The sequence below is a fragment of the Burkholderia sp. MSMB2157WGS genome (assembly GCF_001532755.1).
Classification (GTDB): Bacteria; Pseudomonadota; Gammaproteobacteria; order Burkholderiales; family Burkholderiaceae; genus Burkholderia.
In genome coordinates this window covers 339,022-365,992 of sequence record NZ_LPJG01000030.1, presented here as the reverse complement: position 1 = coordinate 365,992, position 26,971 = coordinate 339,022, and the positions used below count along the sequence as shown (strand labels likewise).

Annotated in this window: 27 protein-coding genes and 1 riboswitch; of the genes, 10 read left to right on the top strand and 17 right to left on the bottom strand. The window is 66.3% G+C overall.

All coding sequences use genetic code 11. From position 1 onward, the window contains the following. Nucleotides 1-18: 18 nt before the first annotated feature. Nucleotides 19-1,884, bottom strand: a complete 1,866-nt coding sequence (locus WT53_RS20210; RefSeq protein ID WP_034204777.1) for a phosphoenolpyruvate carboxykinase (GTP) — start codon at nucleotides 1,882-1,884, stop codon at nucleotides 19-21. 837 nt (nucleotides 1,885-2,721) lie between these two features. Further along, nucleotides 2,722-4,305 (bottom strand): isocitrate lyase, encoded by a 1,584-nt coding sequence (locus tag WT53_RS20205; protein WP_034204776.1) that lies wholly within the window; start codon nucleotides 4,303-4,305, stop codon nucleotides 2,722-2,724. 413 nt (nucleotides 4,306-4,718) lie between these two features. Here WT53_RS20205 and WT53_RS20200 point away from each other — a divergent pair, with 413 nt between their 5' ends. The 5 genes from WT53_RS20200 (at nucleotide 4,719) to WT53_RS20180 (ending at nucleotide 9,822) form a co-directional block, all read left to right on the top strand. After that, a complete protein-coding gene (locus tag WT53_RS20200; protein ID WP_034204775.1) occupies nucleotides 4,719-5,240 on the top strand; it encodes a YbaK/prolyl-tRNA synthetase associated domain-containing protein in 522 nt (173 codons plus the stop codon). Beyond that, nucleotides 5,237-5,875 carry a transcriptional regulator gene (locus WT53_RS20195; RefSeq protein ID WP_034204774.1) on the top strand — a complete coding sequence of 213 codons (639 nt, stop codon included), beginning with the start codon at nucleotides 5,237-5,239 and terminating at the stop codon, nucleotides 5,873-5,875. Before WT53_RS20200 ends, WT53_RS20195 begins: the two co-directional genes overlap by 4 nt. 66 nt (nucleotides 5,876-5,941) lie before the next feature. Further along, entirely contained in the window at nucleotides 5,942-6,916 is a 975-nt protein-coding gene (locus WT53_RS20190) for a threo-3-hydroxy-L-aspartate ammonia-lyase (protein ID WP_034204773.1), read from the top strand. 118 nt (nucleotides 6,917-7,034) lie between these two features. Beyond that, nucleotides 7,035-7,283: a hypothetical protein gene (locus tag WT53_RS34165; protein ID WP_034204772.1), complete on the top strand. Its 249-nt coding sequence runs from the start codon at nucleotides 7,035-7,037 to the stop codon at nucleotides 7,281-7,283. A gap of 202 nt (nucleotides 7,284-7,485) precedes the next feature. Beyond that, a riboswitch (cobalamin riboswitch) is annotated at nucleotides 7,486-7,679 on the top strand. A gap of 214 nt (nucleotides 7,680-7,893) precedes the next feature. Further along, nucleotides 7,894-9,822, top strand: coding sequence for a TonB-dependent receptor domain-containing protein (locus tag WT53_RS20180; protein ID WP_034204771.1), 1,929 nt, complete (start codon nucleotides 7,894-7,896; stop codon nucleotides 9,820-9,822). Nucleotides 9,823-9,966: 144 nt separating this feature from the next. Here the strand turns inward: WT53_RS20180 and WT53_RS20175 are convergent, their stop codons facing one another. Next, nucleotides 9,967-10,599, bottom strand: a complete 633-nt coding sequence (locus tag WT53_RS20175) for a LysE family translocator (protein ID WP_034204770.1) — start codon at nucleotides 10,597-10,599, stop codon at nucleotides 9,967-9,969. Between the two features lie 116 nt (nucleotides 10,600-10,715). Here WT53_RS20175 and WT53_RS20170 point away from each other — a divergent pair, with 116 nt between their 5' ends. Further along, a complete protein-coding gene (locus WT53_RS20170; RefSeq protein ID WP_034204769.1) occupies nucleotides 10,716-11,177 on the top strand; it encodes an Lrp/AsnC family transcriptional regulator in 462 nt (153 codons plus the stop codon). A gap of 121 nt (nucleotides 11,178-11,298) precedes the next feature. Here the strand turns inward: WT53_RS20170 and WT53_RS34440 are convergent, their stop codons facing one another. The 6 genes from WT53_RS34440 to WT53_RS34160 form a co-directional block, all read right to left on the bottom strand. Further along, nucleotides 11,299-12,612, bottom strand: a complete 1,314-nt coding sequence (locus WT53_RS34440) for a collagen-like triple helix repeat-containing protein (RefSeq protein WP_179949038.1) — start codon at nucleotides 12,610-12,612, stop codon at nucleotides 11,299-11,301. A 261-nt stretch (nucleotides 12,613-12,873) separates the two neighbouring features. Then, nucleotides 12,874-13,221 carry a copper-binding protein gene (locus WT53_RS20155; protein WP_034204767.1) on the bottom strand — a complete coding sequence of 116 codons (348 nt, stop codon included), beginning with the start codon at nucleotides 13,219-13,221 and terminating at the stop codon, nucleotides 12,874-12,876. 60 nt (nucleotides 13,222-13,281) lie between these two features. Continuing rightward, nucleotides 13,282-14,073 carry a DUF2182 domain-containing protein gene (locus WT53_RS20150; protein WP_060261193.1) on the bottom strand — a complete coding sequence of 264 codons (792 nt, stop codon included), beginning with the start codon at nucleotides 14,071-14,073 and terminating at the stop codon, nucleotides 13,282-13,284. Next, a complete protein-coding gene (locus tag WT53_RS20145) occupies nucleotides 14,070-14,714 on the bottom strand; it encodes a DUF1326 domain-containing protein (protein ID WP_034204765.1) in 645 nt (214 codons plus the stop codon). The genes WT53_RS20150 and WT53_RS20145 overlap by 4 nt, the downstream gene beginning before the upstream one ends. Nucleotides 14,715-14,880: 166 nt before the next feature. Next, nucleotides 14,881-15,180: a hypothetical protein gene (locus WT53_RS20140; protein WP_034204764.1), complete on the bottom strand. Its 300-nt coding sequence runs from the start codon at nucleotides 15,178-15,180 to the stop codon at nucleotides 14,881-14,883. A gap of 220 nt (nucleotides 15,181-15,400) precedes the next feature. Continuing rightward, the gene (locus tag WT53_RS34160; RefSeq protein ID WP_034204763.1) at nucleotides 15,401-15,649 is read right to left on the bottom strand and encodes a hypothetical protein; all 249 of its coding nucleotides are present in this window, start codon (nucleotides 15,647-15,649) and stop codon (nucleotides 15,401-15,403) included. A gap of 100 nt (nucleotides 15,650-15,749) precedes the next feature. On the opposite strand from WT53_RS34160, the gene WT53_RS20130 reads away from it, so the two are divergent. After that, entirely contained in the window at nucleotides 15,750-16,193 is a 444-nt protein-coding gene (locus WT53_RS20130; protein WP_155294374.1) for a hypothetical protein, read from the top strand. A gap of 376 nt (nucleotides 16,194-16,569) precedes the next feature. Continuing rightward, on the top strand, nucleotides 16,570-17,949 hold the full coding sequence (locus WT53_RS20125) for an MFS transporter (RefSeq protein WP_034204761.1): 1,380 nt from the start codon (nucleotides 16,570-16,572) through the stop codon (nucleotides 17,947-17,949). 27 nt (nucleotides 17,950-17,976) lie between these two features. Here WT53_RS20125 and WT53_RS20120 read toward each other — a convergent pair whose 3' ends face one another. The 3 genes from WT53_RS20120 to WT53_RS20110 form a co-directional block, all read right to left on the bottom strand. Further along, nucleotides 17,977-18,225 (bottom strand): hypothetical protein, encoded by a 249-nt coding sequence (locus WT53_RS20120; protein ID WP_034206181.1) that lies wholly within the window; start codon nucleotides 18,223-18,225, stop codon nucleotides 17,977-17,979. After that, the gene (locus tag WT53_RS20115; RefSeq protein WP_052100112.1) at nucleotides 18,222-19,487 is read right to left on the bottom strand and encodes an alkaline phosphatase family protein; all 1,266 of its coding nucleotides are present in this window, start codon (nucleotides 19,485-19,487) and stop codon (nucleotides 18,222-18,224) included. Before WT53_RS20115 ends, WT53_RS20120 begins: the two co-directional genes overlap by 4 nt. Before the next feature lie 167 nt (nucleotides 19,488-19,654). Next, nucleotides 19,655-20,554, bottom strand: a complete 900-nt coding sequence (locus WT53_RS20110) for an AraC family transcriptional regulator (protein ID WP_034204760.1) — start codon at nucleotides 20,552-20,554, stop codon at nucleotides 19,655-19,657. A 166-nt stretch (nucleotides 20,555-20,720) separates the two neighbouring features. Between WT53_RS20110 and WT53_RS20105 the strand changes: the two genes are divergently transcribed. Next, nucleotides 20,721-21,500: an SDR family NAD(P)-dependent oxidoreductase gene (locus tag WT53_RS20105; protein ID WP_034204759.1), complete on the top strand. Its 780-nt coding sequence runs from the start codon at nucleotides 20,721-20,723 to the stop codon at nucleotides 21,498-21,500. Between the two features lie 505 nt (nucleotides 21,501-22,005). Here WT53_RS20105 and infA read toward each other — a convergent pair. From infA to WT53_RS20085, 4 genes are all read right to left on the bottom strand, one after another. Next, on the bottom strand, nucleotides 22,006-22,269 hold the full coding sequence (infA, locus tag WT53_RS20100) for a translation initiation factor IF-1 (protein WP_027780754.1): 264 nt from the start codon (nucleotides 22,267-22,269) through the stop codon (nucleotides 22,006-22,008). 468 nt (nucleotides 22,270-22,737) lie between these two features. Beyond that, a complete protein-coding gene (locus tag WT53_RS20095; protein WP_006483056.1) occupies nucleotides 22,738-22,941 on the bottom strand; it encodes a cold-shock protein in 204 nt (67 codons plus the stop codon). Between the two features lie 443 nt (nucleotides 22,942-23,384). Continuing rightward, nucleotides 23,385-23,801: a type II toxin-antitoxin system VapC family toxin gene (locus WT53_RS20090; RefSeq protein WP_179949037.1), complete on the bottom strand. Its 417-nt coding sequence runs from the start codon at nucleotides 23,799-23,801 to the stop codon at nucleotides 23,385-23,387. Next, nucleotides 23,788-24,024, bottom strand: coding sequence for a DNA-binding protein (locus WT53_RS20085; RefSeq protein WP_034204757.1), 237 nt, complete (start codon nucleotides 24,022-24,024; stop codon nucleotides 23,788-23,790). The genes WT53_RS20090 and WT53_RS20085 overlap by 14 nt, the downstream gene beginning before the upstream one ends. A 485-nt stretch (nucleotides 24,025-24,509) precedes the next feature. On the opposite strand from WT53_RS20085, the gene WT53_RS20080 reads away from it, so the two are divergent. Next, nucleotides 24,510-25,736 carry an acyltransferase gene (locus WT53_RS20080; RefSeq protein ID WP_034204756.1) on the top strand — a complete coding sequence of 409 codons (1,227 nt, stop codon included), beginning with the start codon at nucleotides 24,510-24,512 and terminating at the stop codon, nucleotides 25,734-25,736. An 11-nt stretch (nucleotides 25,737-25,747) separates the two neighbouring features. Here the strand turns inward: WT53_RS20080 and WT53_RS20075 are convergent, their stop codons facing one another. Next, nucleotides 25,748-26,425, bottom strand: a complete 678-nt coding sequence (locus tag WT53_RS20075; protein WP_082727510.1) for a TonB-dependent receptor — start codon at nucleotides 26,423-26,425, stop codon at nucleotides 25,748-25,750. Nucleotides 26,426-26,971 lie beyond the last annotated feature (546 nt).

Below are 26,971 nucleotides of genomic sequence, written 5' to 3'. Positions count from 1 at the left end.
CGACGCCGATCCCGCGCGTCAGCCGCCGAGACGCTGCTCGATCTTCTTCATCGTGTCGGTCATTTCAGCCGGCAAGCGCAGCTTCAACGTATCGAACAGCGCTGCGTGCAGCTTCAGCTCCTCACGCCATTCGTCCGCGTTCATCGACGTCACCGCCTCGAACTGATCGCGCGTGAAATCGAGGCCGTCCCAGTGCAGGTCTTCATACGCGGGCGACACGCCGAACGCATGCTCGCCGCCACCGCCGGTGCCTTCCAGACGATCGAGCATCCACTTCAGCACGCGCATGTTCTCGCCGAAGCCGGGCCACACGAACTTGCCGTTCGCATCCTTGCGGAACCAGTTCACGCAATAGATCTTCGGCGGCTTCGCGCCGGCGGCTTCGAGCCGCTTGCCGAGTTCGAGCCAGTGCGCGAAATAATCGCTGACGTTGTAGCCGCAGAACGGCAGCATCGCGAACGGATCGCGGCGCACGATGCCCTGCTTGCCGACGGCTGCCGCGGTCGTCTCGGAACCCATCGTCGCGGCCATGTACACGCCCTCCACCCAGTCGCGCGCCTCGGTCACGAGCGGCACCGTCGTCGAGCGGCGGCCGCCGAAGATGAACGCGTCGATCGGCACGCCGGCCGGGTTTTCCCAGTCGTCGTCGATCGACGGGCACTGCGCGGCCGGCGCGGTGAAGCGCGAGTTCGGATGCGCGGCCTTGCGGCCGGTTTCCTTGGCCGTTTCGGGCGTCCACGGATTGCCCTGCCAGTCGGTCAGCTTCGCGGGCGGCGTGTCGGTCAGCCCTTCCCACCACACGTCGCAGTCTTCCGTCAGCGCGACGTTCGTGAAGATCACGTTTTCCTTCAACGTGGCGATCGCATTCGGATTGGTCTTCACGCCCGTGCCCGGCGCCACGCCGAAGAACCCGGCTTCCGGATTGATCGCGTACAGGCGGCCGTCGCGGCCGGGCTTCAACCAAGCGATGTCGTCGCCGATCGTCGTGACCTTCCAGCCGTCGAAGCCCTGCGGCGGGATCAGCATCGCGAAGTTGGTCTTGCCGCACGCGGACGGGAACGCGGCCGCGACGTGATACTTCTTGCCGGCCGGCGACGTGACGCCGAGGATCAGCATGTGTTCGGCGAGCCAGCCCTGATCGCGACCCATCGTCGACGCGATGCGCAGTGCGAAGCACTTCTTGCCGAGCAGCGCATTGCCGCCGTAGCCCGAGCCGAAGCTCCAGATCTCGCGCGTTTCCGGGAAGTGCACGATGTACTTGACCGGATTGCACGGCCACGGCACGTCCTGCTGGCCGGCCTCGAGCGGATGGCCGACGCTGTGCACGCAGGGCACGAAATCGCCGTCCTCGCCGAGGACGTCGTACACGTCGCGCCCCATGCGCGTCATGATCCGCATGTTCACCGCGACGTACGGGCTGTCGGACAGCTCGACGCCGACGTGCGCGATCGGCGAGCCGAGCGGCCCCATCGAAAACGGCACGACGTACAGCGTGCGACCGCGCATCGAACCGCGGAACAGCCCGTTGAGCGTCTCGCGCATTTCGGCCGGATCGATCCAGTTGTTGGTCGGGCCGACGTCGTCGCGCGACGCCGCGCAGATGAACGTGCGATCCTCGACGCGCGCGACGTCCGACGGATCGGATTGCGCGAGATACGAGTTCGGACGCTTCGCCGGGTTCAGGCGCTTGAGCGTGCCCTGGTCGACCATCGCCTGGCACAGCGCGTCGTATTCTTCCTGCGAACCGTCACACCATACGATGCGCTCGGGCTCCGTGAGCGCCGCAATGCGCGCTACCCAGTCGATCAGCTTGCGATGTTTGACGAAAGCCGGCGGAGCGATCGACGGGCCGTGCGTCGCTTCGGCCAAAGTGTTTTGCGACATGGGGATGTCTCCAGATTATCGGGCGGGGATGGGGGATGCGGGCGAGCCCGCGAGATGGGGAATGCGTGCGGAGCGCAGGAAGATGCGGCACGTGGAACGGGACGCGCGAGCGGAGCGCGCGCCGAGGCCGCGATGCGTGCGAGAGAAGGTGAAGTCTCGTTAGAGGGTGCGAACGCGCGTTTCGCCATGCAAGCAACCTGCCGTACAACTCCATGCCGGCCAGCATACCATCGCCGTTATTGGGCGGGCGTTGCGTTGCAACAAGAAACAACTGTGACGGCGCACCGGCACGCGCGTTGCAGGCGGGTGATTTTTTACGGCGTCGTCGCAGGCGACTGGGGGACGAAACGGCCGCGACAGCCGCCCCGCAAGGGTTTCGCGCGAGCGGTAATTTCAACCTGCGGATCGTCCATGCCGGCAATGCGAACACGCATCGCGCCCATTCGCGTTTTCGCTACTCAGGCAAACCCTGAATTAGGTTGCGCACACAAACATCCCGATCGAATGCCCCGATGCAGCCACTGCTCATAACGGTACGCGTGGCAATCCGTGTTAATACGCGCCCCGGCTACGACGCGAATCGTCGAGGAGTACTTCCGGTTGCCGCGATGACGGTCCGCGTGAATTCTTCGCTGCGGTTGGCGACGATGAAAAATTCCAGCACGACGTTTGCCGAAACGATGGACAAGTTGAGGTCGCGTCGTCGATCTCGATGCGATCGACGGGGTGCCGACGAACCGGTACGTCGCGAAGACGTGCGCGGGTCACGCACTGGCGTGGGCAGACAAAAAAACGCCAGCCCCAAGGGCTGGCGTCGTGCTTCGAGTCGGACGACGATCAGAACTGGTTCATCGTGTTGTCCTTGCCCGCCGCCTTCAGCGCCGCTTCGCCGCTGAAGTATTCCTTGTGATCGTCACCGATGTCCGAACCGGACATGTTCTGGTGCTTCACGCAGGCGATGCCCTGACGGATTTCCTTGCGCTGCACACCCGCCACGTAGCCGAGCATGCCCTGGTCGCCGAAGTATTCCTTCGCGAGGTTGTCGGTCGACAGCGCAGCCGTGTGGTACGTCGGCAGCGTGATCAGGTGGTGGAAGATGCCTGCTTCACGCGATGCATCGGCCTGGAACGTCCGGATCTTCTCGTCGGCCAGCTTGGCCAGTTCGGTGTCGTCGTATTCGACGCTCATCAGCTGCGCACGGTCGTAAGCCGACACGTCCTTGCCTTCGGCCTTCATCGCGTCGTAGGCCTGCTGACGGAAATTCAGCGTCCAGTTGAACGACGGGCTGTTGTTGTACACCAGCTTCGCGTTCGGGATCACCTTGCGGATCTCGCTGACCATGCCGCCGATCTGCGCGATATGCGGCTTTTCGGTTTCGATCCACAGCAGGTCGGCGCCGTTCTGCAGCGACGTGATGCAGTCGAGCACGCAACGCGCTTCGCCCGTGCCGGCGCGGAACTGGAACAGGTTGCTCGGCAGGCGCTTCGGACGCAGCAGCTTGCCGTCGCGCTTGATGACGACGTCGCCGTTGCCCAGTTGGTCGGCCGACAGTTCTTCGCAATCGAGGAACGAGTTGTACTGGTCGCCCAGGTCGCCCGGCGCGTTGGTCACGGCGATCTGCTTGGTCAGGCCGGCGCCCAGCGAATCGGTACGCGCGACGATGATGCCGTCGTCCACGCCCAGTTCCAGGAACGCGTAGCGGATCGCGCGGATCTTCGCGAGGAAGTCCTCGTGCGGCACCGTGACCTTGCCGTCCTGGTGGCCGCACTGCTTCTCGTCCGACACCTGGTTTTCGATCTGGATGCAGCAGGCGCCCGCTTCGATGAACTGCTTGGCCAGCAGGTAGGTCGCTTCCGCATTGCCGAAGCCGGCGTCGATGTCGGCGATGATCGGCACGACGTGCGTGACGTGGTTGTCGATCTTTTGCTGGATCGCGGCCTTGGCGGCCGGGTCCTTCGCCGCATCCAGCTCGCGGAACAGGCCGCCCAGCTCACGGGCGTCGGCCTGGCGCAGGAAAGTGTACAGCTCGCGGATCAGCGCGCTGACCGAGGTCTTTTCGTGCATCGACTGGTCCGGCAGCGGGCCGAACTCCGAGCGCAGCGCGGCGACCATCCAGCCCGACAGGTACAGGTAGCGGCGCTCGGTGCTGTTGAAGTGCTTCTTGATGGAGATCATCTTCTGCTGGCCGATGAAGCCGTGCCAGCAGCCCAGCGACTGCGTGTACTTGGACGGATCGGCATCGTACGCGGCCATGTCGGCGCGCATGATCTTCGCGGTGTACTTCGCGATGTCCAGGCCGGTCTTGAACTTGTTCTGGGCACGCATGCGGGCGGCATATTCGGGGTTGATGGCATTCCACGCGCTGCCGTGGTTTTCCTTCAAACCTGCCACTGCCTTGATGTCGTCTTGATATTGGGACATGTCTATCTCCTGGGAACGAAGCGCATTTGAGTAAAGGATTCAGCGTGCCCGCCGCGTGTGACGAAGCGAGCTGCATGGACTCAATAGTAATCCTGCTTGGCGCGATTTCGACCAAGTCTTATATAAGACATAAGATATAAATTTCTGTTGTTTTTCAATGAGATAGCCAACCGTTTTTGCGATGCAAAACACGGTTTCAAGCGGCGGTAAAACGCGGCGGCAGGAATCCGGCGCACTTCCCGCGATATGAAATGCCCTTTCGGTTGCTGAAGGACCGGCACGCTCCGACCAAGCCGGAACAGCAACGACCGTCAGGCTTTGTCACAGCCATGACAAAACGTCTATACTTGGACGATTATTTGATGCGCGCGTGCGTCAGCGCGTCAGCGCGTCGGCCTGCGCCCCGGAGCGACATGAACGACTCTCCCGTTTTCGATACCCTTTGCGAACTGCTGAATACGTGCGGCGCGCGGTTCCGCGTGCTCGAGCATCCGGCGGAAGGCAAATCCGATGCGATCGCCGCGCTGCGCGGCACACGCCCCGAACAAGGCGCGAAGGCGATGCTCTGCACGTTCAAGGATGGCGGCGACACCGCCGCGCTCGCGGTGATTCCCGGCCACCTGAAGATCGACTTCCGCAAGGTCGCCGATGCGTTGGGCCGGCGCAAGGCGACGCTCGCGTCGCCCGACGTCGCGGCCGCCATCACGCGCTGCGTGATGGGCGCCGTGCCGCCATTCGCGTTCGATCCGAGCGTGACGCTCGTCGTCGATCCGGCGCTGGTCGAGCGCAACGCCGAGATCGCGTTCAACGCGGGCCGCCTCGACCGCTCGGTGGTGCTCGACGCGGCCGACTACGTCCGGATCGCGCGCCCGCTGCTGGCCGACATCACGCGGCCGGAAACGACGGACGCGCCCGCCTCCGAGGACCACGCATGAGCACGAACCGCAAGCCGCTGTCGTCGGAGCAGGCATCGCTGATCGAGCAGGTGCAGCGCATCGCCGAAGGGCTCGGCGAGATGTTCGCGCCGTTCACCGAAGTCGTCGTGCACGACCTGCGCACGCCGGAGCATGCGATCCTCGCGATCCACAACAACCTGTCCGGACGCGCGGTAGGCGATCCCGCGACCGAACTCGGCCTCGCCCGCATCGCCGACGACGATTTCCCGCAGGTGCTCGCGAATTACCCGAACCGCTTCGCCGACGGCCGCACCGCGAAAAGCACGTCGATCGGCATCAAGGATTCGACCGGGCGCTACGTGGCCGCGCTGTGCCTGAATGCCGACGTCACGCTGTTCCGCGGCTTCCAGGGCATGCTCAACCAGTTCTGCCGCACGGACGGCGAAGCCGTCGTCGAAACGCTCGACCCGGCCAGCGCCGACGCGATCCGGCAGCGCATCGACGCATTCGCGACGCGCCTCGCGACCACGCCGCGCGAGCTGAAGACCGACCAGCGCCGCGCGCTGATACAGACGCTGAAGGCCGACGGCTTCCTCGAGGTGCGCCGCGCGATGGAGATCGTGTCGCAGCATCTCGGCGTGTCGCGCGCCACCGTCTACAACGACGCGAAGTGACGCGCCGCGTCCGGCTTTCCCATTTCGAGTTTCCCGTTGACTGATCTTTTCGACCCTCGAGCGACCATGAACTCTCCGATTCTTCCCACGTACGACGACGTCGCCGCCGCCACGGCCCGGCTCGAAGGCCACGCACACCGCACGCCGGTGATGACGTCGCGCACGGTCGACGACGCACTCGGCGCGCAAGTGTTCTTCAAGTGCGAGAACCTGCAGCGCATGGGCGCGTTCAAGTTCCGCGGCGCGTTCAACGCGCTGTCGCGCTTCAACGCGGAGCAGCGGCGCCACGGCGTCGTCGCGTTCTCGTCGGGCAACCATGCGCAGGCGATCGCGCTGTCCGCGCGCATCCTCGGCATTCCCGCGACGATCGTGATGCCGCAGGACGCACCGGCCGCGAAAATGGCCGCGACGCGCGGCTACGGCGGCAACGTCGTGACCTACGATCGCTACACCGAGGATCGCGAGCAGATCGGGCGCGCGCTCGCGGAGAAGCACGGGCTCACGCTGGTGCCGCCCTACGATCACCCGGACGTGATCGCCGGCCAGGGCACCGCGGCCAAGGAACTGTTCGACGAAGTCGGCCCGCTCGACGCGGTGTTCACGCCGCTCGGCGGCGGCGGACTGCTGTCGGGCACCGCGCTCGCCACGCGTGCGCTGTCGCCGCATGCGAAGCTGTACGGCGTCGAGCCCGAAGCCGGCAACGACGCCCAGCAATCGTTCCGGTCCGGCACGATCGTGCACATCGACACGCCGCGTACGATCGCCGACGGCGCGCAGACGCAGCATCTCGGCAACCTGACGTTTCCGATCCTGCGCCGCGACGTCGACGACATCCTGACCGCGACGGACGCGGAACTCGTCGACTGCATGCGCTTCTTCGCCACCCGTATGAAGATCGTCGTCGAGCCGACCGGCTGCCTGTCGTTCGCCGCCGTGCGGCGGATTAAGGACGCGCTGCAGGGCAAGCGCGTCGGCGTGGTGATCAGCGGCGGCAACGTCGATCTCGAGAACTTCTGCGCGCTGGTGTCGGCACCGGCCTGACCGTCTCCGCGCGCATGAAGATGCCGGTCATGCGCGCGCCGCCCAGCCTTCACGTCGCGTTAAGTTTCGCTCCCTAGACTGATTACGTCGTCCCGAAGTCAGTCATGCAGGAGTGGTCATGAATACGCACGCGTTCGTCGCCGCCGCCCTGGCGGCCGTTTCCCTGTCGGCGTTCGCTCAACCGGGCGTGACGACATCCGTTTTTTCCGCCGCGTCGCCTCACCCCGCGGTCGGGCACGCGATGCACCGTTCGTCCGCCGCATTGCCGCCCGCCGGCTTCGTCCTCGCGAAGATCGATCAGAACAATACGCCGCCCGACCGCGGCGGCGACCCGGGTGGACGCGCGCACGCCGGCACGCATATGTAACGACACGCGCCCGACCGTCGACATTCGGCGCGACGGCAGCCGGCTCCGGCGCGACGGCATGCGGTCGAACCCGGCCGTTTCTTCAGACCTGAAACGCGCTCCGGGCACGTCGAACGAAAGGATCCGGAAAGCCGACGCCGATCGATGACGTTTTTTCGCATCCGCGCGCAGACGAACGATTGACGTGCCTGCATGCACGCCATTACCCTTGCGCGCTGATGGTTCCCGGAGACGGGATCAAAAGGGAACGCAGGCGAGGCAACGCCTCGAATCTGCGGCTGCCCCCGCAACTGTGAGCGGCGAATCCGTGCCACCGCGTGCCACTGGGAAACCGGGAAGGCCTGCACGGATGGCGACCCGCGAGCCAGGAGACCTGCCATCGACCCGAGGTCCAGCAGCCGCACCGGGCGGGGTGTCCCGATGCGCAAGCACCGCCGTTGGCGGTCGCCCGTTGCATGGACGACCCGACCTCAGGATCCGTCAGATGTCCATCGTTCCCGAATCCGCTTCCCGGCCGGAAGCGTCGCACCGACACGCCGTCGGCATGCGCCCCCTGTCCGCGCTCTGCTCGCGATCGCCGTACCCGCTTCACGCTTTGCCCCGCCGCCTCATGAACATTCGTCACCTGCTCGCGACGTCCGTCGCCACCGCGCTGTTTTCCCCGCTCGCCCACGCGGCCGGCGACACGGTGCCTGCACGGCCCGCCGTGCCCGCCGACGGCACGGACCTGCCGACGATCAGCGTGACCGACACGCGGCACCTGCCCGAATCGTTCGACCGTCGCTATGCGTCGACGCAGGTGCTCACGCGCGAGGATCTCGACCGGCTGTCGCCGACCGACCCGAGCATCACGCAGGCGTTCGCGACGCTGCCGGGCGTGACCGTCGCGCAGAACGGCGGGCCCGGCTCGTCCGCGTCGGTCAGCATTCGCGGCGCGTCGGCGAGCCAGGTCGCCGTGTTCATCGACGGCATCCGGATCGGCTCGCCGACCACCGGCATCGCGCCGTGGGCCGACCTGCCGACCGAAGCATTCGAGCGCGTCGAAGTGATCTCCGGCCCGGCCGCCGCATCGTTCGGCAACAACGCGATGGGCGGCGTCGTGCAGTTGTTCACGCGCCGCGCCGCCAACCAGCCGAATCAGACGACCGTGTCGTTCGGCGGCGGCTCGAACAAGACGTTCGACACGCAGTTCCGCACGTCGGGCACGGTGCCGTCGACGGGGCCGCTCGCCGCGCTCGGCGGGCTCACCTATTCGCTCGGGCTGCACGACTACAACACGGCCGGCATCGACGCGACGCGGCCGTTCTTCTACGGCCACGAAGACGGCCGCAATCCGTATCACGCGCAGGATCTCGATGCGCGGCTCGGCTATGCGCGCGACAACTGGTCGATCTCCACGTTCGCGCTGTATCACCGCTCCGATCTGTCCTACGACAACAGCGGCTACGCGAATCGCGAGCTGGACCATCAGTTGACGACCGGCGTTGCGTTCCATCTCGACATCACGCCCGATACGCAGTTCGACCAGTCGTTCGGTTATGCGAACGATCGCCAGTTCATCCATGCGGACAACCCGGCCCTCGCGACGGACCAGATCAACTCGCAGCGGATCAGCACGTCGACGTCGCTGACCCATCAGGAGCACGGGTTTCACCTGTTCGGCCTGCCGCTGTCGGGCGAATCGAAGCTCGCCTACGACTTCACGCGCGAACAGGCGTTCCTGCCGGTCGACATTCCCGGCGGCGTGCCGACGCGCAACGACTCCGCGTTTTCGCTGCACCAGTCGGCGACGCTCGGCAGCGTGACGATGTTCGTCGCCGGCCGTCACGAGATCATCGCCGGGCAAGCCGTGAACACCGGCAACGCCGCGCTGTCGTGGGCGATCACGCCGGTCTATACGGCGCGCGTATCGTACGGCAATGCGTTCCGTCTGCCGACGTTCAACGACCTGTACTACCCCGGCTACGGCAACCCGGCCCTCAGCCCGGAGCGCAGCACGTCGGTCGAAGCCGCGCTCGACGCGAACACCGCGTACGGCACCTTCACCGCGGCGATCTACGACACGCGCGTCAACAACCTGATCGCGTACAACCCGGCGACGTTCTCGCCGATGAACATCGGCCGCTCGCACATTCGCGGCATCGACCTGTCGTACAAGGGGACGATCGGCCGCTCGACGCCGGTGAGCGTGGCCGTCGGCATCCTGAATCCGCAGGACGAGACCAACCGGACCTGGCTCAGCCGCCGGCCGCGCCAGACGGTCAGCCTGAACGTCGATCACACGTGGGACGAACTGAAGCTGCACGCGTTGAGCACCGGTGCGTCGCTGCTGTACGGCGGCTCGACGTTCGACGATCCGGCCAACCGGCAGTATCTGGCGTCGTACCTGACGGTGAGCCTGCGCGCGTCGTACCGGATCGATTCGCACCTGACGGTGTCGGCGTCGCTGTCGAACCTGTTCGACCGGCAATACATGACCGCGTACGGCTACAACACGCTCGGGCGCACCGCGTTCGGCAAGGTCAGCTACACGTTCTGACGCCCGGCGCATCGGCGCAACGCGCCGCACCGGCACGCGCGGAAAATCGACATCGCGGCAAAAGCGCATGAGGACGACATCGGCATCGGCCCGGATCGCGGGATCGGATCCGGAGATCCGGTCGGCCCGCGCGGCCCCGTACGCCTAGATCAGCTCGCGCACGCCGGCGACCAGCTGGATCGCGCCGAATACCGCGACGACGGCCGCCGACACGCACGACAGCCCGTGCATGAATGCGAACGACAGCTTCGCGCGCAGCGCGGCGGTCGCGCTGCTCAGGCACAGCCACCACATGGCCGAGCCGACGAACACGCCGGCGACCATCCGCGCGACGGTCGCCCACATCGCGCCTTCCCGCGCACCCGGCAGCGGGCCGAGCGCCGCGAAGATCCCGACGAACGACACGATCGTCATCGGGTTCGACAGCGTGAGACCGAACGTCGTCAGGAAATCGCGCAGGACGGTCGTACGCGGCAACGCGCGCTGCCCCGCCGGCGCGGCCGGCGCCTGGCGCGCGATGGTCCACGCGAGCCACACGAGAAACGCGCCGCCGCCGATTTTCAGGCCGACGGTCAACATCGGGAACGCTGTGACGACGCCCGCGACGCCCAGCGCGCCGAGCAGGCCGTAAATCGCGTCGGCGCACGCGGCGCCGATGCCCGTCGCGAAGCCCGCCCGGAAGCCGCGGCTCAGACTGCGCTGAATGCACAGCATGCCGATCGGGCCGACCGGCACCGCGATCGACAGCCCCATCACGACGGATTGGATGAACAGCATCGCCTGCCCCTTGCGACATCGCGTGGATCGAACAGGCATCGTAGGGAAAGTCCGCGCCCCGCTGAATGCATTTTTTAAGGAAAAATGGCGGCTCTACCTTAAAAATTCCCGCTGCGATGGACGATCTCGACTGGAAGATACTGGCGCTGTTGCAGGACAACGGACGCATCAGCTATACGGAGCTCGCGCGTCAGGTTCACCTGTCGGTGCCGGCGGCGACGGAGCGTGTGAAGCGTCTTGAAGCGGCCGGTGTGGTCGAGGGCTACACCGCGCGGATCAATTCGTCCGCGGCCGGCTATCCGGTGAGCGCGCTGATCGGCATCACGGTGCCGCAACCGGCGAAAGCGAAGTTCCTCAAGCTGCTGGAGACGATCCCCGAAGTCGTCGAATGCCATCACGTCACGGGCGCCGATTCGTATGTGATGCGGTTCGTCGCCGTCAGCATGGCCCATCTCGAACGACTGATCGAACGCATCAACCTGTACGGCGAAACGCGCACGTCGATCGTGATGTCGACGCCGCTGCCCGCGCGCGGGATGGCGCGTCCGGCGGCGAAGCCCGGCGACGAGCGCAGGTAGCGAGTCGCGGTTTCGCGATCGTCGGACGGTTCCGGACGGTTCCGGCCGGGACCGGCGACGATCGATGGCGGCCGTCCCCGCTCACGCGGCCGGTTGCCGCATGACGATCGGTACGCGCCGGTTATTTGCCGACCGCGCCGCCGAGCAGGCCGCCCACCAGCGACGTCACCGGCGCGAGCGGATTGGCGAGGCCGCCCAGCGGCGAGCTGCCCCCCGTACCGGTCGCGGCGCCGTCGTGCACGGTGGCCGGGATGCCGCCGACCACGCTCGTCACCAGCCCGGAGATCGGCACCGCGCCATTCGCGCCAGCCGGGTTCACGAGGCCGCCCACATTGGTTACCGTGTTGCCGACCGCACGGACGAGATCGCCGACGCCACCGACGATCGGCTGCGGCGACGCGGCGGTCACCTTCCATCCGGTCGACGTGATCGCCCCGCCGACCTGACCGAGCAGGCCCGCGACCGGCTGCCCGAGGCCGGTTGCGGTGCCGACCTGCTGCGTGAGGTGGCCCGCCGTCGTCACGAGCGGCGTGATCGCGGTGCTGATCGCCTGCGTCGCCTGCTGGACCGGGGCCGACGACAGCGACGCGCCGAGCGCCGCGCCGCCTGTGCGCAGGCCGCTCGCCACCGTGTCGAGCAGACCGCTGACCGGCGTCGTGATCGGTGCCAGCGGCGACAGCGGGCCGGAGCCGAGCGCCTTGACGGTTTCGCTGATGCCGCCGACCGGGTTGCCGGTCGCGGCGACGACCGTACCGAGGCCGCCGACCGTCGTGCCGACGGGGTTCGGTACGATGCCGATCTGGCCGAGACCGCCGCTCACGGCGTTCGACGTATCGCGGATGATCGTGCCGACGCCGGTTACCGTATCGGCCGGCCCGACGGTGACGCCCTTGCTGACGCCGGGCACGCTCGCGCTACCGAGCGTGGCGCCCGCGTCCATCACGATCCCGCCGATGGAGCTGACGATGCCGTTCGTACCCGGCGCGCCGCTCGTGCCCCAGCCGCTGGTGTTGCCGCTGCTTGTGCCACTGCTGCTCGTGCCGCTGCTGCTTGTACCGCTGCTGCTCGTACCGCTGCTGCTCGTACCGCTGCTGCTCGTACCGCTGCTGCTCGTACCGCTGCTGCTTGTGCCACTGCTGCTCGTGCCACTGCTGCTCGTGCCACTGCTGCTCGTGCCACTGCTACTCGTGCCGCTGCTGCTTGTGCCGCTGCTGCTTGTGCCGCTGCTGCTTGTGCCGCTGCTGCTTGTGCCACTGCTGCTTGTGCCACTGCTGCCGCTCGAGCCACTACTACCGCTCGTCCCGCTCGTGCTCGTCCCAATGTTGTTGCCGGCAAGCGTCGGCGCCGTAATGTCACTTCCGCCGCACGCCGCGAGCGTACACGCCGCGGCCATAGCGGCGAGCGCAACGTTCGCCGTGATGAAATGATTTCGCATGGAAGCCCCCGTCCACTATTCAGCGCAAACATTTCATCAAGCATCTACCGTGCCATTTCCATCGGCCTCCTTCACAATTTCACAATCGCCTTGCACCGGCCGTCCAGGCCGCGCTGCTAGGCAGCGCGCATCGGATGCGGATCGTGCCGCCCGGCTCGGCCCGTGCAGTCGGTCCGATAATGCCGACGTAACACCGCCCCTGCGTTACGTAGCACGAGAAGAGAAAATCCGACGGCGCCCCGTACGCGCGCCGCAACGTCGTCACGGCCGCTTCACCAGCTTCACGATCGTCAGTGTGCCGTTGACGTTTTCCACCCGAACCCGGACCTTGTCGCCCACATGCAGCGACGGGATCATCGCCGCGTCGCCGGCCTTGAACGCCATCGTCATCGGCGGCATTCCGATGTTGTCGAGTGCGCCGTGCTTCAGCGTCACGAGTCTGCGCCCGGCATCGATGTCCTTGACTTCGGCATCGGCCAGCGTCGCATCCTGCGCCGGCACACTCGTATCGCCCGACTTCATGCCGGACATGTCGCCATCCGCGAGCACCGGCATTGCGACGACCGCCGTCGCGCACAACATGGCGACAGCGTGAAAGCAGGTTTTCATCGAGCGTCTCCCGTCGAGCCTCGGCGCGTTTCCGTTTCTGCTCCCAGCCGGCGCCACACATCACACGATCAACGTCACACCGGCCCAGACGATCAGCACGACGCCGAGCACGCGGCCGATACGATCGCCGCCGGGCAGGACCTTTTCCACGAACACGAACAGCGACAACGCGACGATCCACACGACGTTCATCACGCCGCCGACGAACAGCAGCGCCATCAACAACCAGCAGCAGCCCACGCAAACCATGCCGTGCCGCGCGCCCAGAAGAAAGCTGCCGGCGACGCCGGGACGCCAGTGCGCAATCAAGAACGCCGTCGGCGCACGGCATTGCCGCAGACACGTGCGTTTCAGCGGCGAGAATTGATAAAGCCCGGCCAACGCCAGCACGATGGCGGAAAGGCGCGCGCTTTTCGACCACAGCATCATCGCGGAGATCAGCCCGGCCGGCTGCAGCAGCGCCTGAAGCAACGCCGCACCGATCGAGAACGCGAGCCATGTCGTCAGATAGCCGGCCAGCAGCGCCACCGACGTGAACGCCGATCCCGCCGCCCCGTTGCCGTGCTGCAGCAGCACGCGCCGGTACAGCAGCACGAGCGGCGCGGCACCGGGCGTCATCATCGCGATCATCATCACCCACCACATCGCGATCACGATCGGCAGAGACGGATCCATGCTGCCCATGCCGTCCGCCAGCCGATGCGGAAACAGCGCGACGGTCGTCATCTCCCACGCCGACATGCCGGTTCCCGCGCCCGTCCACAGGGAGAACCAGCACAGGCCGACGAGCGCCGCCATGCCGATCAGCATGACGGCGCGCTCGCGCGCGAGCCAGGTGTCGAACGGAGTCATGCCGCGGCGCGATGCCGGATCAGCCCGTGGTTGTTCAGATGCAGTCGCGCGAATTGCGCATACGTTCCGTCCAGATTCAGCGCGATGTTGCCCTGCGAGCGCCCCGTGCCCGAACCGACCTCGGCCAGCTCGTATTCGAAACCGTGCGGCAGGTCGATCCGCACACGGTGCTCGTCTCCCGTCACCGGATTGCGGATGGGTTCGCCGGCGACGTCGAACACACCGTCCACGTGAATCCGGCCGCGCCGCGCGTCGACATCGACGTCGAAATCGATCTTCGTGAAGGTCGGATCGAACGCGTGCTCGAGCGTCGACGCATACACCGAGAACATCGTCGCGAATGGATCGGTATCCTGACCGGTCATGATCTTCAGCACGGCGTCGCGCTGCGCCGGACTCGCACGTTCGTCGACGATCGGCTGGCACTTGCCCTTGCCTTCGTGAACGGCGCCCGGCCACTGGAATACCACCGCGATCCTGACGCCGTCGAGCACCACGTCGCCGTAGTGGCCGCTGTCGATCGAAATCGCCCCCATCGCTTCGCAGTTGCCGTTGGTCGGCAGCGCATTGAACTGGCAAGGGCAACCGTATGAGCAATTGCAACTGATCATTTCGGTGCCCTGAATCTCCCACGGCGTCATGGCTCCACCTCGCGCTCTGAAACGGACGAACGCTTCGAATCTAGTGCACGCCATCGGGGAAAGCAAAGCGGTAACGGCAGCGTGAAAAACGTGGGTTCCGGCCTCACGTAAGACATTTCCGAATGCGTTCGCCGCGCGGCTCCGGAAACCGTCTCGTCATCCGTTCTCACACGAACAGCGACACGACGATCGCACACCACACCGCGCCTGCACCGCACAGAAACACGCGGCGCGCGACGAACATTCGCGACTCGTCGTCGGGCGTTTTCATCGGCGACGTCGCGAGAAACGGCACGCTGGCGAGGCATGCGAAACCGGCTAGCGCGAGCACGATCACGACGTAGTCGCCGAACCGCCAGGGCGATGCTTCGTGCAATCCCCAGTAGCCGAGAAACAGCATGCCGATCGAGAACATCGTCGACGCGGCCGAGCTGAGCGCGACCACCGATCCTGTTGGAAATTGCACGGGAACCTCCTCTCGCGCGGCGCGCGATGCAACGCCTGTCTACGGGGATGGGCATGATCTCGTGCGCCGGCAGCGGAATCAGGCGTTCGTTTCGGACTCGCATGCATCGAGCGCGCCCTCTCCACCCTTCGGCGAATACGCGTTGTCACCGATTGACGGGTTCGACCCGGGCGAGTTGTATTTCGTGCCCGTTCAATCGGGCAGCACGACCATGACGTTGCTAGCCCGGTTTCTTCGTGCCCTGCGCAACGGAAATCCACCCGACCACCGCCGCGGCGACCCAGCAACAGGTGATCATCAGGTCCAGATCCATCAGGCCCTGGAAATTCGTACTGTTTTCGAAACTGCAGCGCTGATGGCCCCTGACCCACATGCATCCGCTGATCAACTGCTGGATATGCATGTAGATGCTGTACACGGCAACGGCCGACGCGATGACGGCGACCCGCAGGCGTATGCTCTTTTTCATTGGCGCTGAAGGCTTGGGATGATCTCCCGACCGATCTTAAGTCAATGGCGATGCGCGACGCAATCGCCCTGGTATCGACCCGATTGACCGGCATGCAGAAATGCCCATCGAACGCGCGCCAGCAATGCGAACCACCATGACCACACAGAACACGATTGCACTGATCGTCGATCCCGACAGCGGCGAGCGAATTCACGACATCGCCGCGCACGCGCGGCATACGTGGGTCGTGACGAGCGACGCGAACGACCCCGTGATCAGGCAGGTCTGGAATACACGCCGGGCGGAGTCGGACCGGGCCGCCGAAGGCGGCGTGACCCTGTTCCTGCGTCATGGCGACGACCGCGACAGCTGGTGCGCCGGAATACTGGATGCGGTGGACGACCATCACGGCGACGCGATGCATCTCGACGGACATGCGATTCTGGTCGTTTACGGCACGCCGCTTTCCGCGCGCCTGCGACACGCGTTGTCCGCGTTCGGATTTTCTGGCTTCGTGTCGACGGCGGAAGGATTTCGAGCGATCAAGCGCGGCACCGCATGAATCGCGGGCAGCTCAAAGCGCCCTCGCCCAACCGGCGATCGACCGGATGGTCTTCAGGTAACCCGCCGGTTGCCAATGAATCCGCGTGCCGTTCGCCTTCGCGTCGCTCAGTTGTCTCACGACCGTGCCGACATGCTCGCAAGCAGCATGTCGTATCCGGCCTTCGCGAATCCCCCGGGGCGCGACGATCGTCGTTGCGCCCGATCGTCGCGCCGTCCATCACCCTGCCGATGCCGACGGAAACCGCGCGCACACCACTTCGTCATGCGACACGCGGGCATGCCGCTTGCGCGCCAAATGTTTCTCGGCTGCTGACACCACGCTGTCAGTGGGGAACGTCCAAGCTCGATCGACCGACACCCGAGGAGCACCGCCCTTGGCCCCTACCGAAGGACCGGCCGCACTGGCCGAACGCACCGTCAAACGTCGCGGCGTGACCCTGCTCACGCTGTGCATCGCCGTACTCGTCGCCCAGGTCGACACGGCCGTCGTCAACCTCGCCACGCGCGCGATCGGCGCCTATTTCCATGCCGGTGTCGGTGCCTTGCAATGGGTCGTCGACAGCTACAACCTCGCGTACGCGGTACTGCTGCTGACCGGCGGGCTGCTCGCCGACCTCTACGGTCGCCGCCGCGTCTTCATGGCCGGCACGGCCGTCTTCACCATCGCGTCGCTGCTGTGCGCGCTTGCGCCGTCGGTGTCGGTGCTGATCGCCGCCCGCGCGCTGGCCGGCGTCGGCGCGGCGTTGTTGCTGCCGGCGTCGCTGGCGATCGTGCGGGTCGTGTGGCGCGACCCGGTCGAACGCGGCCGCGCGCTCGGTATCTGGGCCGCGTGCAACGGCGTGGCGATGGCGATCGGGCCGACGCTCGGCGGCGTGCTGATCCGGCACTTCGGCTGGCGCAGCATCTTTTTCGTCGTCGTGCCGCTGAGCATCGCCGCGATGCTGCTCGCGATCCCGGCCGTGCCCGAGTCGTCCGATCCGCACGGCCGGCATTTCGACGGCGCGGCGCAGGTCATGGGCGCACTCGCACTCGGCGCGCTCGCGTATGCGGCGATCGTGTTCCGCGAGGCGCCGGTCGCATGCGCGATCGCCGGCTGCATCGCGGTGGCGTCGTTCGTCGCGTTCGTGGCGATCGAGCGCCGCCACGGCGAATCCGCGCTGGTGCCGCTCGACATTTTCCGGATCCCTGCGTTTCGCGGCGCGATCGCCGCCACCACCGGCATGACGTTCGGGATGTACGGCGTGCTGTTCCTGCTGCCGCTGACGTGGCAGAGCACCGGCCGCCTCGATTCGACCGGCGCGGGCCTCGCATTGCTGCCGATGGCACTGGTGTTCGTCGCCGTATCGCCGTGCTCGGGGAGATTGTCGGAGCACATCGGCACGCGGGCGACGACAGCCGGCGGCGTCGCGGTGATCGCGAGCGGACTCGCTGCGATCGGCGCGTCGGCCGGTTCGCCGAGCCTGCTCGGCGCCGAGATCGGGCTCGCATTGACGGGACTCGGGATGGGCGTCGCGACGGGTCCGCTGATGACCGTTGCGGTGGGCGCGGTCGACGCCGCGCGCTCGGGTACCGCGAGTGCGCTCGTCAACGTCGCACGGATGACCGGCGCGACGCTCGGGATCGCGGTGCTCGGCACGGCGTTCGCCGCCGTGCACGGCGGCGCGGCCGGCCTGCGCGTGGCGATGTTCGCCGGCGCGGTGGTTCAACTGACGGGCGCGGCGGTATCGGCCGTCAGCGTGCAGCGGGCGGCATGACGCGCCACCGGCGTGCTCGCCCGTCGCTCAACGATGCTTCCCGCCACGCTTGCGCGCCCGATGCTCGGCGCGCTTCTGCAGCAGCGCCGGCATCAGTTCCTCGATGTATTGCCGCGCCTGCCCGCGCGTGACGATCTCGCTGAAACGCCGGTGAGCCTTGTCTTCACCGACCAGTGCCGCATGCGCTTTCCTCAGGATATGCAGATAGGCGATCAGGCTCGTGCCGTCGCGCACGGGCAGCGCGTCGCGCGGGTCCGGCGTCGGGGCGGGACTCATGTTCCGATCCTTTGCGGACAATCCGTCCGGCATGTCGTCGTCACGAGCCCGAGCAGGTCGTTGGCGAGACGATCGCGATCGGTCAGCGGCGCGAGGCCGAACAGCCGCTCGAGCGTCGCGGCCACCGACGCGTGGTCGTACGGCGTGTGATCGACGTGCCCGGCCGCGACCCACGGCGAAATCACGATCGCCGGCACGCGCACGCCGTACACGTCGAAGCCGAAGCCGCTCGCGTTCAGCGTCGCGGGCGCGCCATCGTTCGGCGGCGGCGCAGCGCCTGGCTTGACCGAATCGTAGAAGCCGCCGTGCTCGTCGTAGACGATCACGAACAGGCTGCTGTTCCACACTGGCGCGTTGCGAATCGCGTTGTACACGCGCGCGGCGAGCTGGTCGCCGCCGGCCAGCCCGTCCATCGGGTGCTGCGAGCTGCCGTTCCGGTAGGTGCCGTGCACGATGTCCCCGTAGCCGGGTTCGATGAACGTGTAGCGCGCGGTGTAGCCGGCCGCGAGATCGGCTTCGAAATGCGCGAGATCGTCGACGTCGAAGAAGCTGATGCCCTTCAGCGACGCGACCTGCGGCACGTGGCCGAGCGGATCGCCCGTCTGGTCCTGGTAGATGCGCCAGTTGTCGTCGCCGAGCGCGCTGAAGATCGAACCGTTCGGATAGTGGAAGCCGTCGAACGTATTCCATCCGGCCATTTCTTCCTTGGTCGGCGAATGGTCGAGCCCGGCCGACGATGCGCCATGCAGGAAGAAGCGGTTCGGCCAGGTCGGCCCCGGCATCGATGCATGCCACGCGTCGCACAATACGAACGCATTCGCGAGTGCATACAACGACGGCGCCTGCGTCGCGGCATCGACGCCCAGCATGATCTTGCCCGCATCGGCCAGTTGCGGCGGCGCGCCCTCGGCATGCGACGTCGCATAGTTCGACACGAACCCCGAATTGCCGACCGGCGGATACGGCTGCCCTTTCACGAACGGCACGCCCGCGCCGCAGAGCTGTTCGAGCACGTCGGTGAATTCGTGGCACGGATCGGTCGGCATCCGGTCGGGCGCGCCGCCGCCGAACGGATAGACGGTGCCGCCGTACGCATTGCTGTCGCCCGGCGACGCGGCGACGATGTCGGCAATGCCCGACAGCGCGAACAGATGATCGAAGGAACGGTTCTCGAGCATCAACACGAACACGTGCCGGACGCGATCCTGAACCGACGGGACGGCGGGAGCGGAGGAAGATTCGGGGGCTGCGTCTGCACTCATGGCGCCTCCTGGCGTCGCGCGACGAAGGTCCGGCCGGCACGGCCGTTGGCCCGCCGAAAGCACTGAAGGGATTGAAAGCCACGCGCGGGCCGCGCATTGCCGACGAGTGTACGACCGCGCCGGCCCGCGCGTAAAGCCGCATGCGAACGGCGTCGCCGCGCGTGCGTTCAGTCGTCGGCCGGGGCGGTTTTCAACGTCACGACGTCGCGCCGCGGCGGCGCGCCGAACATCCGTGCGTATTCGCGGCTGAATTGCGACGCGCTTTCGTAGCCGACGCGATACGCGGCCGTTTCCGCGTTCGCCGCGCCCGTCACCATCAGGTGTCGCGCTTCGAGCAGACGCAACTGCTTCTGGTACTGCAGCGGCGTCATCGACGTCAGCGCCTTGAATTGCCGGTGAAACGCGGACGGGCTCATTTGCGCGACGGCGGCGAGTTCGTCGACGCGGATCGTCTCGGCGAACTGGCCGCGCAGCGCATGGATCGCCGCGACGACGCGCTGCGCGTGACCATTCGCGAACACGACGCGCGACACTTCACCACCGTGCGGCCCGGCGAGCAGCCAGTAGCAGATCTCGCGCTTCACCAGCGGCGCGACGATCGGAATCGCGTCCGGCGTTTCGAGCAACCGCACCAGCCGCAGCACGCAATCGGCGAGCTGACCGCCGAAATCGGTCACGCAGACGCCTTGCCCGACCGGGCCGGCCGCCTGCAGCGGCGGTGTATCGAGCCGTTCGAGCACGTCGCGCATCATCGCCAGATCGAATTCGAGCACGAGGCCGAGAAACGGTTCGGCGTCGCTGGCCTTCACGATGCGGCTCGTCGCCGGCATCTCGACGCTGACGACCAGCGCGCGGCCGGGCCCGTAGTCGTAGCGCCGCCCGCCGAACGTCGTCCACTTCGCACCCTGCACGACGACGCACAGCGCCGGTTTCATGATCCGCGGCGCGGACAGCCGCTCGCGGTTCGAACGCAGCAGGACCAGCCCGTCGATCGCCGTCGCGACCGGGCTTTCGTCGCGTTGCCCGCCGGTCAGGTGTGCGACGCGCTCGAGCAGTTCATCCGACATGGTGCAATCCTCCGTACCCCGATCTCCGGATGGTACCCGCGACACAGCGCACGCCGGCACGCGCGGGCAGGATCGGGCAAGAACGCGGCCGGTTCCGGCATTCAGCGGATGCGCCGGCCGCCGTACGCTTGCCGCTGTTCGTCACCTACTTGGCCAGGAGCACAGCATGACAACAGCACACCCTGCAGCGTCCGCCCCGAAGATCGCCGTCGTCACCGGCGGCAGCCGCGGGCTCGGCCGCAACACCGTGCTTCATCTCGCGCAGCGCGGCGTGCGTTCGATCTTCACGTATCGCTCGAATCGCGCGGAAGCCGATCGCGTCGCCGCGCTGACCGCAGAAGCCGGACAACCGGCGCTGGCGCTGCCGCTCGATACGGGCGACATCGCCACGTTCGACCGCTTCGCCGAACAGCTTCGCGACGCCCTGTCAGGCTGGGGCGCCGAGCGCTTCGATTTCCTCGTCAACAATGCGGGCACATCGCATCACGCGCCGATCGCCGAGACGACCGAGGCCGACCTCGACGCGCTCTATCGTGTGCACTTCAAGGGCGTGTTCTTTCTCACGCAGACGCTGCTGCCGCTGATCCGCGACGGCGGCCGCATCGTGAACGTGTCGTCCGGCCTCACGCGCGTCTCGGTGCCCGGCAGCGCAGCGTACGGATCGATGAAGGGCGCGGTCGAGGTGCTGACGCGCTATCTGGCCAAGGAGCTGGGCCCGCGCCGCATCGCGGTGAACGTCGTCGCGCCGGGCGCGGTGGCGACCGATTTCAGCGGCGGGATGGTACGCGACAATCCCGGCGTGAATCGACAGATCGCGGAATGGACGGCGCTCGGCCGCGTGGGCGAGCCGGACGACATCGGGCCGATGATCGCGTCGCTGCTGTCGGACGACAACCGCTGGGTCAATGCGCAGCGCATCGAGGTGTCGGGCGGGATAGCGCTCTGAGCAGCGACTTTCGTCGATCGGCCCGATACGATCGGCGCACTTTCAATCAAAACGCCCTGCCGGTCCGCCGGGAGGGTGTTTCGTTTTGGTTCCAGGACCAAAACGACACGACTTCATCGATGACGTGCGCGGGCTCGACACGCTAACTGGTGATCGTCGGCGACAAGGACCCAAGGTTCGACGCAGCGGCGATGCAGGCGGCGTTTTTTGCATGACATGCGGACGCGCGGCTCGGGACGATGCCGAATTGCGGGCATTACCCGATGCACGAATGTCCGCCGTATTTCGCGATGGTGATCGAGGATTTCCTGCGGGACGCGCCGCCTGAGCGTGGAACACGCGCGGTGCCGGTAAAAGGCGAGAGACGTAGAAGAAGCCAACGCGGCGCGACGGCGCCGCCGGCAATCGGCGAACGGCACGCCGTGCGCCGTTCATCCGGTTCGTCCGGCCATGCGGCCGAACAGGTGTCGGCCGGTGCGCGCGGATACGCACCGGTCGTGGCCGCTCAGCGGCGCGGCTGGCCGCTTCGCGGCGGACGCGGCGAGTTCGCGTCCTTGTGCCGGAAGTTGATGCGGCCCTTGGTGAGGTCGTACATCGACAGTTCCAGCGTCACGCGATCGCCCGCGAGAATGCGGATGTGGTTCTTGCGCATGCGGCCCGACGCGTACGCGCCGACCACGACGCCGTTTTCCAGCGTGACACGGTATTTGCTGTCCGGCAGCACTTCGTCGACGATTCCGTCCAGTTCCAGCAGTTCTTCTTTTGCCAAACCAATTCCTCCAGACAAGGTGATTGACCGCGGCCGCGGCGATTGCCCGGCGCCGGCTCCCGCAAACGGGACGGCGGCCGGCAGGCGGCCGGGATCGGTTCGTTCAGACGGGCCACTAGCCTGTCTTGCGATCGGAGCCCGGCGCGTTGCGGCGTTCGGGCGGTCGGTGGCGGCGGCGCAATGCGCGCCGCGCAAGTCGGGACCGCGCCGGCTACGGGGCATGGCGGCGGCCTGCTCGGGTTGATGCGTTGAAGCGGTGATGCGCTGGCGAAGCGCCAGGCGCTTCGCGAGGGCGTTGCGTCGCACGCGGGTCACGCATGCGATGAGGGAGGCGTCACGACCGATGCATCGTGAATGTCGCGATGCATCGGTCGTGCGCATCGGAACGCACAGGCCGCCGTCATGCGGCGCCCCGCGCGATACTCCATCCGGCATCGGCCGCCTCTCGGCGACCGCTGCCGATGCGGCTTACTGCGGCGTGATGTTCGACGCTTGCAGACCCTTCGGGCCGCGCTTCACTTCGAAGCTGACCTTCTGGCCTTCGGCCAGGGTCTTGAAGCCCGTGCCGCGAATTTCCGAGAAATGGGCGAACAGATCGTCGCCGCCGTTGTCCGGGGAAATGAAACCAAAGCCCTTGGTTTCGTTGAACCACTTGACGGTACCGGTATCCACAAATACTTCCTTAATACAAATAATTGAACATGCGCCCGCGACGGGCACAGAAAGAATCAAAGAGGGAGAGACCAACGACTGCCGCACGGTGTGCGGCCAATGATGAGCAATCGGACTTCTTGACGACTTCGGTCTCGGACACTACGCGGTAACGGCCGCCTCGTCAAGTTATTTTGATGCGGCGCACAAGCGCGGACCTTCAGGCGCCGTCAACGAGGTCGGCCGGTCGAGCGTGTGACATCGCGCAACATCGTCTGTCGGGACGGGAGCATGGACGCCAAGAGGCCGAGTTGCGCCGCGAAAGCGCGCCGGCGAAAGATTCGGTGCCCGGCGTGCGATATGTGGCGGCGGTGTCGAGCCGGCCACGGGAGCGAGGCGTCCTGCGCTAGCCTGGTAGCCGGCAGTCGCCCGACTTCGCACGACGGCGGGCGGCAGCCGCGACGCTAGTAGAACGGATTCAGCAACCGGACGCCGGTGCGGGCGAAATCGTCGACGTTGCGCGTGACGACCGTCAGATCGTTGATCAGCGCGGTGGCTGCGATCAGCTTGTCGAGTTCGTGCGTCGGATCGGGCACGCGCAAATGTCCCCACATCTGGCTGATCTCGATATCGACCGGCAGGATGTTCGGCGCATAGCCGGACAGGATCATCGCGATCCAGGCCTCGAGCGCCGACGCCTGGCTGTGATCGCCGCGATGACGGGTCAGATCGACGCCGCGCCGCAACTCGGCCACCGTCACGACCGACAGGTAAAGCGGACTCGCGTCGGCTTCGGCCTGCCTGAAGAACGCCCGCACGCCGCGGTTGGTGCGCTTGCCTTTCCTGATTTCGCTGATGACGTTCGTATCAATCAAAAACACGCCGGACCTCGCCTGAATCCTGAACACGTTGAAAATCCGCGTCTTCGCCGACCTCCGGCATGCTCATCAGCACTTGCGCGAAAGTCCGCCGCTTCGGCCGGCCGAGCGCGTCGGCCAGAATGGCTCGATGTTCGGCCTCGGCGCTCCTGCCATTGGCCGCGGCCTGCTCGCGCAGACTTTGAACGATAGTGTCATCCACGTTACGCACCAGAAGATTTGCCATGAGTCCCTCCGTCCAGAATTGCTATCAATGATAGCGCCATGACGGTGAATTGCAAGCATTGCTATCACCCTCATGGCCGGACGGCCCCGAGTCGGCGCGGACCCGCGGCAGCCGACGACAAGCATTTCGTCCATCTCCACCGCCGGTCCGACGCATCGAACTGCTGTCGCTCAAGGTAAGCCCGCGCGGGACGATGCGGAAGCCGGCCGGATGGCCAGTCGCGCGCCATCGATCACGACGCCTGGCCGGCGAGGAACGGGATTTGCGATGCCGGCACCGTCGGCGACATGCGTCACGAATCCGGGCGTCGCCTCGATTCGCGCTGAAACATCGTGTTGCACAACCGGCCGCGACCGTCGCCATCGTTTGGTACCATCGGATCACAAGACCGGCGATCGAACGCCGTGCGAAGCGCGCAGAAGACCTTGCATCGACGCGGACCATCCGTGCCTGAAATCCCGATCCAAGACACGAGACGCTCTTCAGTGGACTTCGTTACGCCCTCTCTGGAAATCCTGTTCTCCCCGACACCCGACAAACTCTACTTCCCGGCATGCGTGGCGGCCGTGGCGATCATCGCGTGGCTGGTTGCCCGACACGTGCCGTTCTACCGATCGGCCGTCGACAAGTCGCTGTCGATGCGCTATCGCAATCTCGACGGGTTTCGCGGCCTGCTGGCCACGTCCGTGGTCTTCCATCATTTCGCGTGCAACCAGGCGTTGCTGTCGACCGGCGTCTGGGGCGCCGGCACCGACTTCCTGCGTAATCTCGGGACGATTCCCGTCGCGATGTTCTTCATGGTCACCGGGCTGCTGTTCTGGGAACGCGCATGCAGAGGCACACTCGACGTGCGGGCCTTCTTCGTCGGACGCGTGCGACGCCTCGCGCCGCTCTATCTGTTTTACGCGGCCGTCATCGTCGTCTGCACGCTTTACTGGTTTCCCCGCCATGCCGTCGGCGCACCTGTGCAGCTGCTGGCCGACCTGCTCAAGACCGTTTCGCTCGGCTGGTTCGGCGCGTTCCCGATCAACGGGGCGCAGCGCACCCCGTATCTGAGCGGCGTCTGGTGGACCCTCGCCTACGAATGGCGGTTCTACGTCGCCGTTCCGTTTCTGGCGTGGTTCGTCGCCACGCGTGCGTGGCGCAAGCTGCTTGCGCTCGCGATCGTCACGGCCTGCGCGGCGCTATTCGGGCCGCCCGGCGGCATGGCGCTGCTGTTCGCGTTCGGCGCGGTGGCCTACGAGGTGTCGCGGCACCCCGCGGTTCGTGCGCGGCTCGCCACGAAACCGGCGGCGACGGTCGCGCTGCTGATTCTCGCGATGTCTCCGTCTCCCGCCGAACGGTATTCGATCGAGGGTGCACTGCCGCTGCTTCCGGTGTTTCTCTGCATCGCCAGCGGAAACACGTTCTACGGCGTGCTCAAGACCCGGCCGCTCGCGCTGCTCGGCACCGCCAGTTTCAGCATCTACATGATCCACATGGTGATCGTGTACATGATCGTTCACGCGTTCAACAACTTCGTTTTCCCGATCAATTCTGTCGACGATTCGGGCATCTGGGCGCTCGCGCTGGCGTGCGCGCTGGCTGCCGTCTTCTGTGCGCTGCTGACTTACCGCTACGTCGAGCATCCGTTCATCGCCAAGCGCCCCGACGCCCGCCCGGCACGCCGCGCGGCGGAGCCCGCTCGCGAGCGTCAAACGGTCACGCCGTGACCCGTGCGCGCTCAGAAACGGTACGAGATGCCGATCTGCAGGACCGGATACCACCGATAGCGCGACATCATCTGCCGCAGCGAGTCGAGCCCGCTCGCGATCAGCACCTGGCTCTTCGCCGGTCCGGCCGCCGCGGCCAGTGCCGGCGACAGCGTGTACGAACATTTCGGTATCCCGTACGCGACGCCGACATCGGCAACGAATCCGAGCCCTTTCGACGCCGGCCGATGCCCGTAGCCGATTCCGACATACGGCATCACGGTCGGATAACGCGCTTGCGCGACCGCGTACATGCCCGGAAGCGCCGGATAACGCTTGCCGCCGAATACGTAGGTTCCGTTGGTCGGTACGGACACGCCGTGAAGCTCGTCGTCGTCGAAGCGCAACCCGAGCGTCGCGCGAAAGCCGCTGCCTCGCCACGGAAAGATATCGGCATACAGGCCGCCCTGGCGCAGCTTCAGGTCGTCCTGATAGCGGTTGCCGGCCACCGTGAAGTCATGCGTCAGATTGATCGCGTTGAAATCCGCGTGCGCGCCCAGCATCGAATTGAAGCTCACGGCCGCCCCGATGCCGACGCCCTGCGTGCCGCCCTGCAGGTAGATTTCCTGCGCATGCGCGCTCGCGACGAACATCGCCGCGACCGCTGCCCATTGATTCACCGTCGTTTTCACGGGCGCCTCCCCCGACATGTGCCGGGCGCGACGCGACCCACACGCGACCTTCGTCGCGATGCGCGATGCGACCCCCGGCACGACACCTTGCAAGCACGCTTGCTGTTCGACGGATCGGGGACGCGTTGCGCGGTGCGCGTGACCGATACGACACGCGCCGCGCAGGCGCCGTGGCACACGACGCGCGCGACCCGATCCGGTTCCCCGTTTGTTTCGATGTCGTTACATGCCGTCGATGCGCGGATCGTTCTGGCGAAGTTCGTCTGCGTCGGCGGCATCGGGTGAACCGCAAAGGGCGTGCCATGCGGCGCCGAGCAAAGCGGAAAAAGCGCCCTCCGTCGGAACGGGTAGTGGCGCGAGTCGCAATCGAGAGGAAATGTTTCATGAACGTATCCGTATTCGGCGAGCGACGCCGAAACACGCGATGCGCGGCCTTGCGCGTCGACCGCGCATCGGCGACGCGATGCTCGCGGAGCGAAGCCGGACGGCCGTCAGCGCACGCGCGTCGTCGTTGCGAGCGATCGCGTACGGAACGACGCATTGAAAATGCGTTGCAAAAATGCA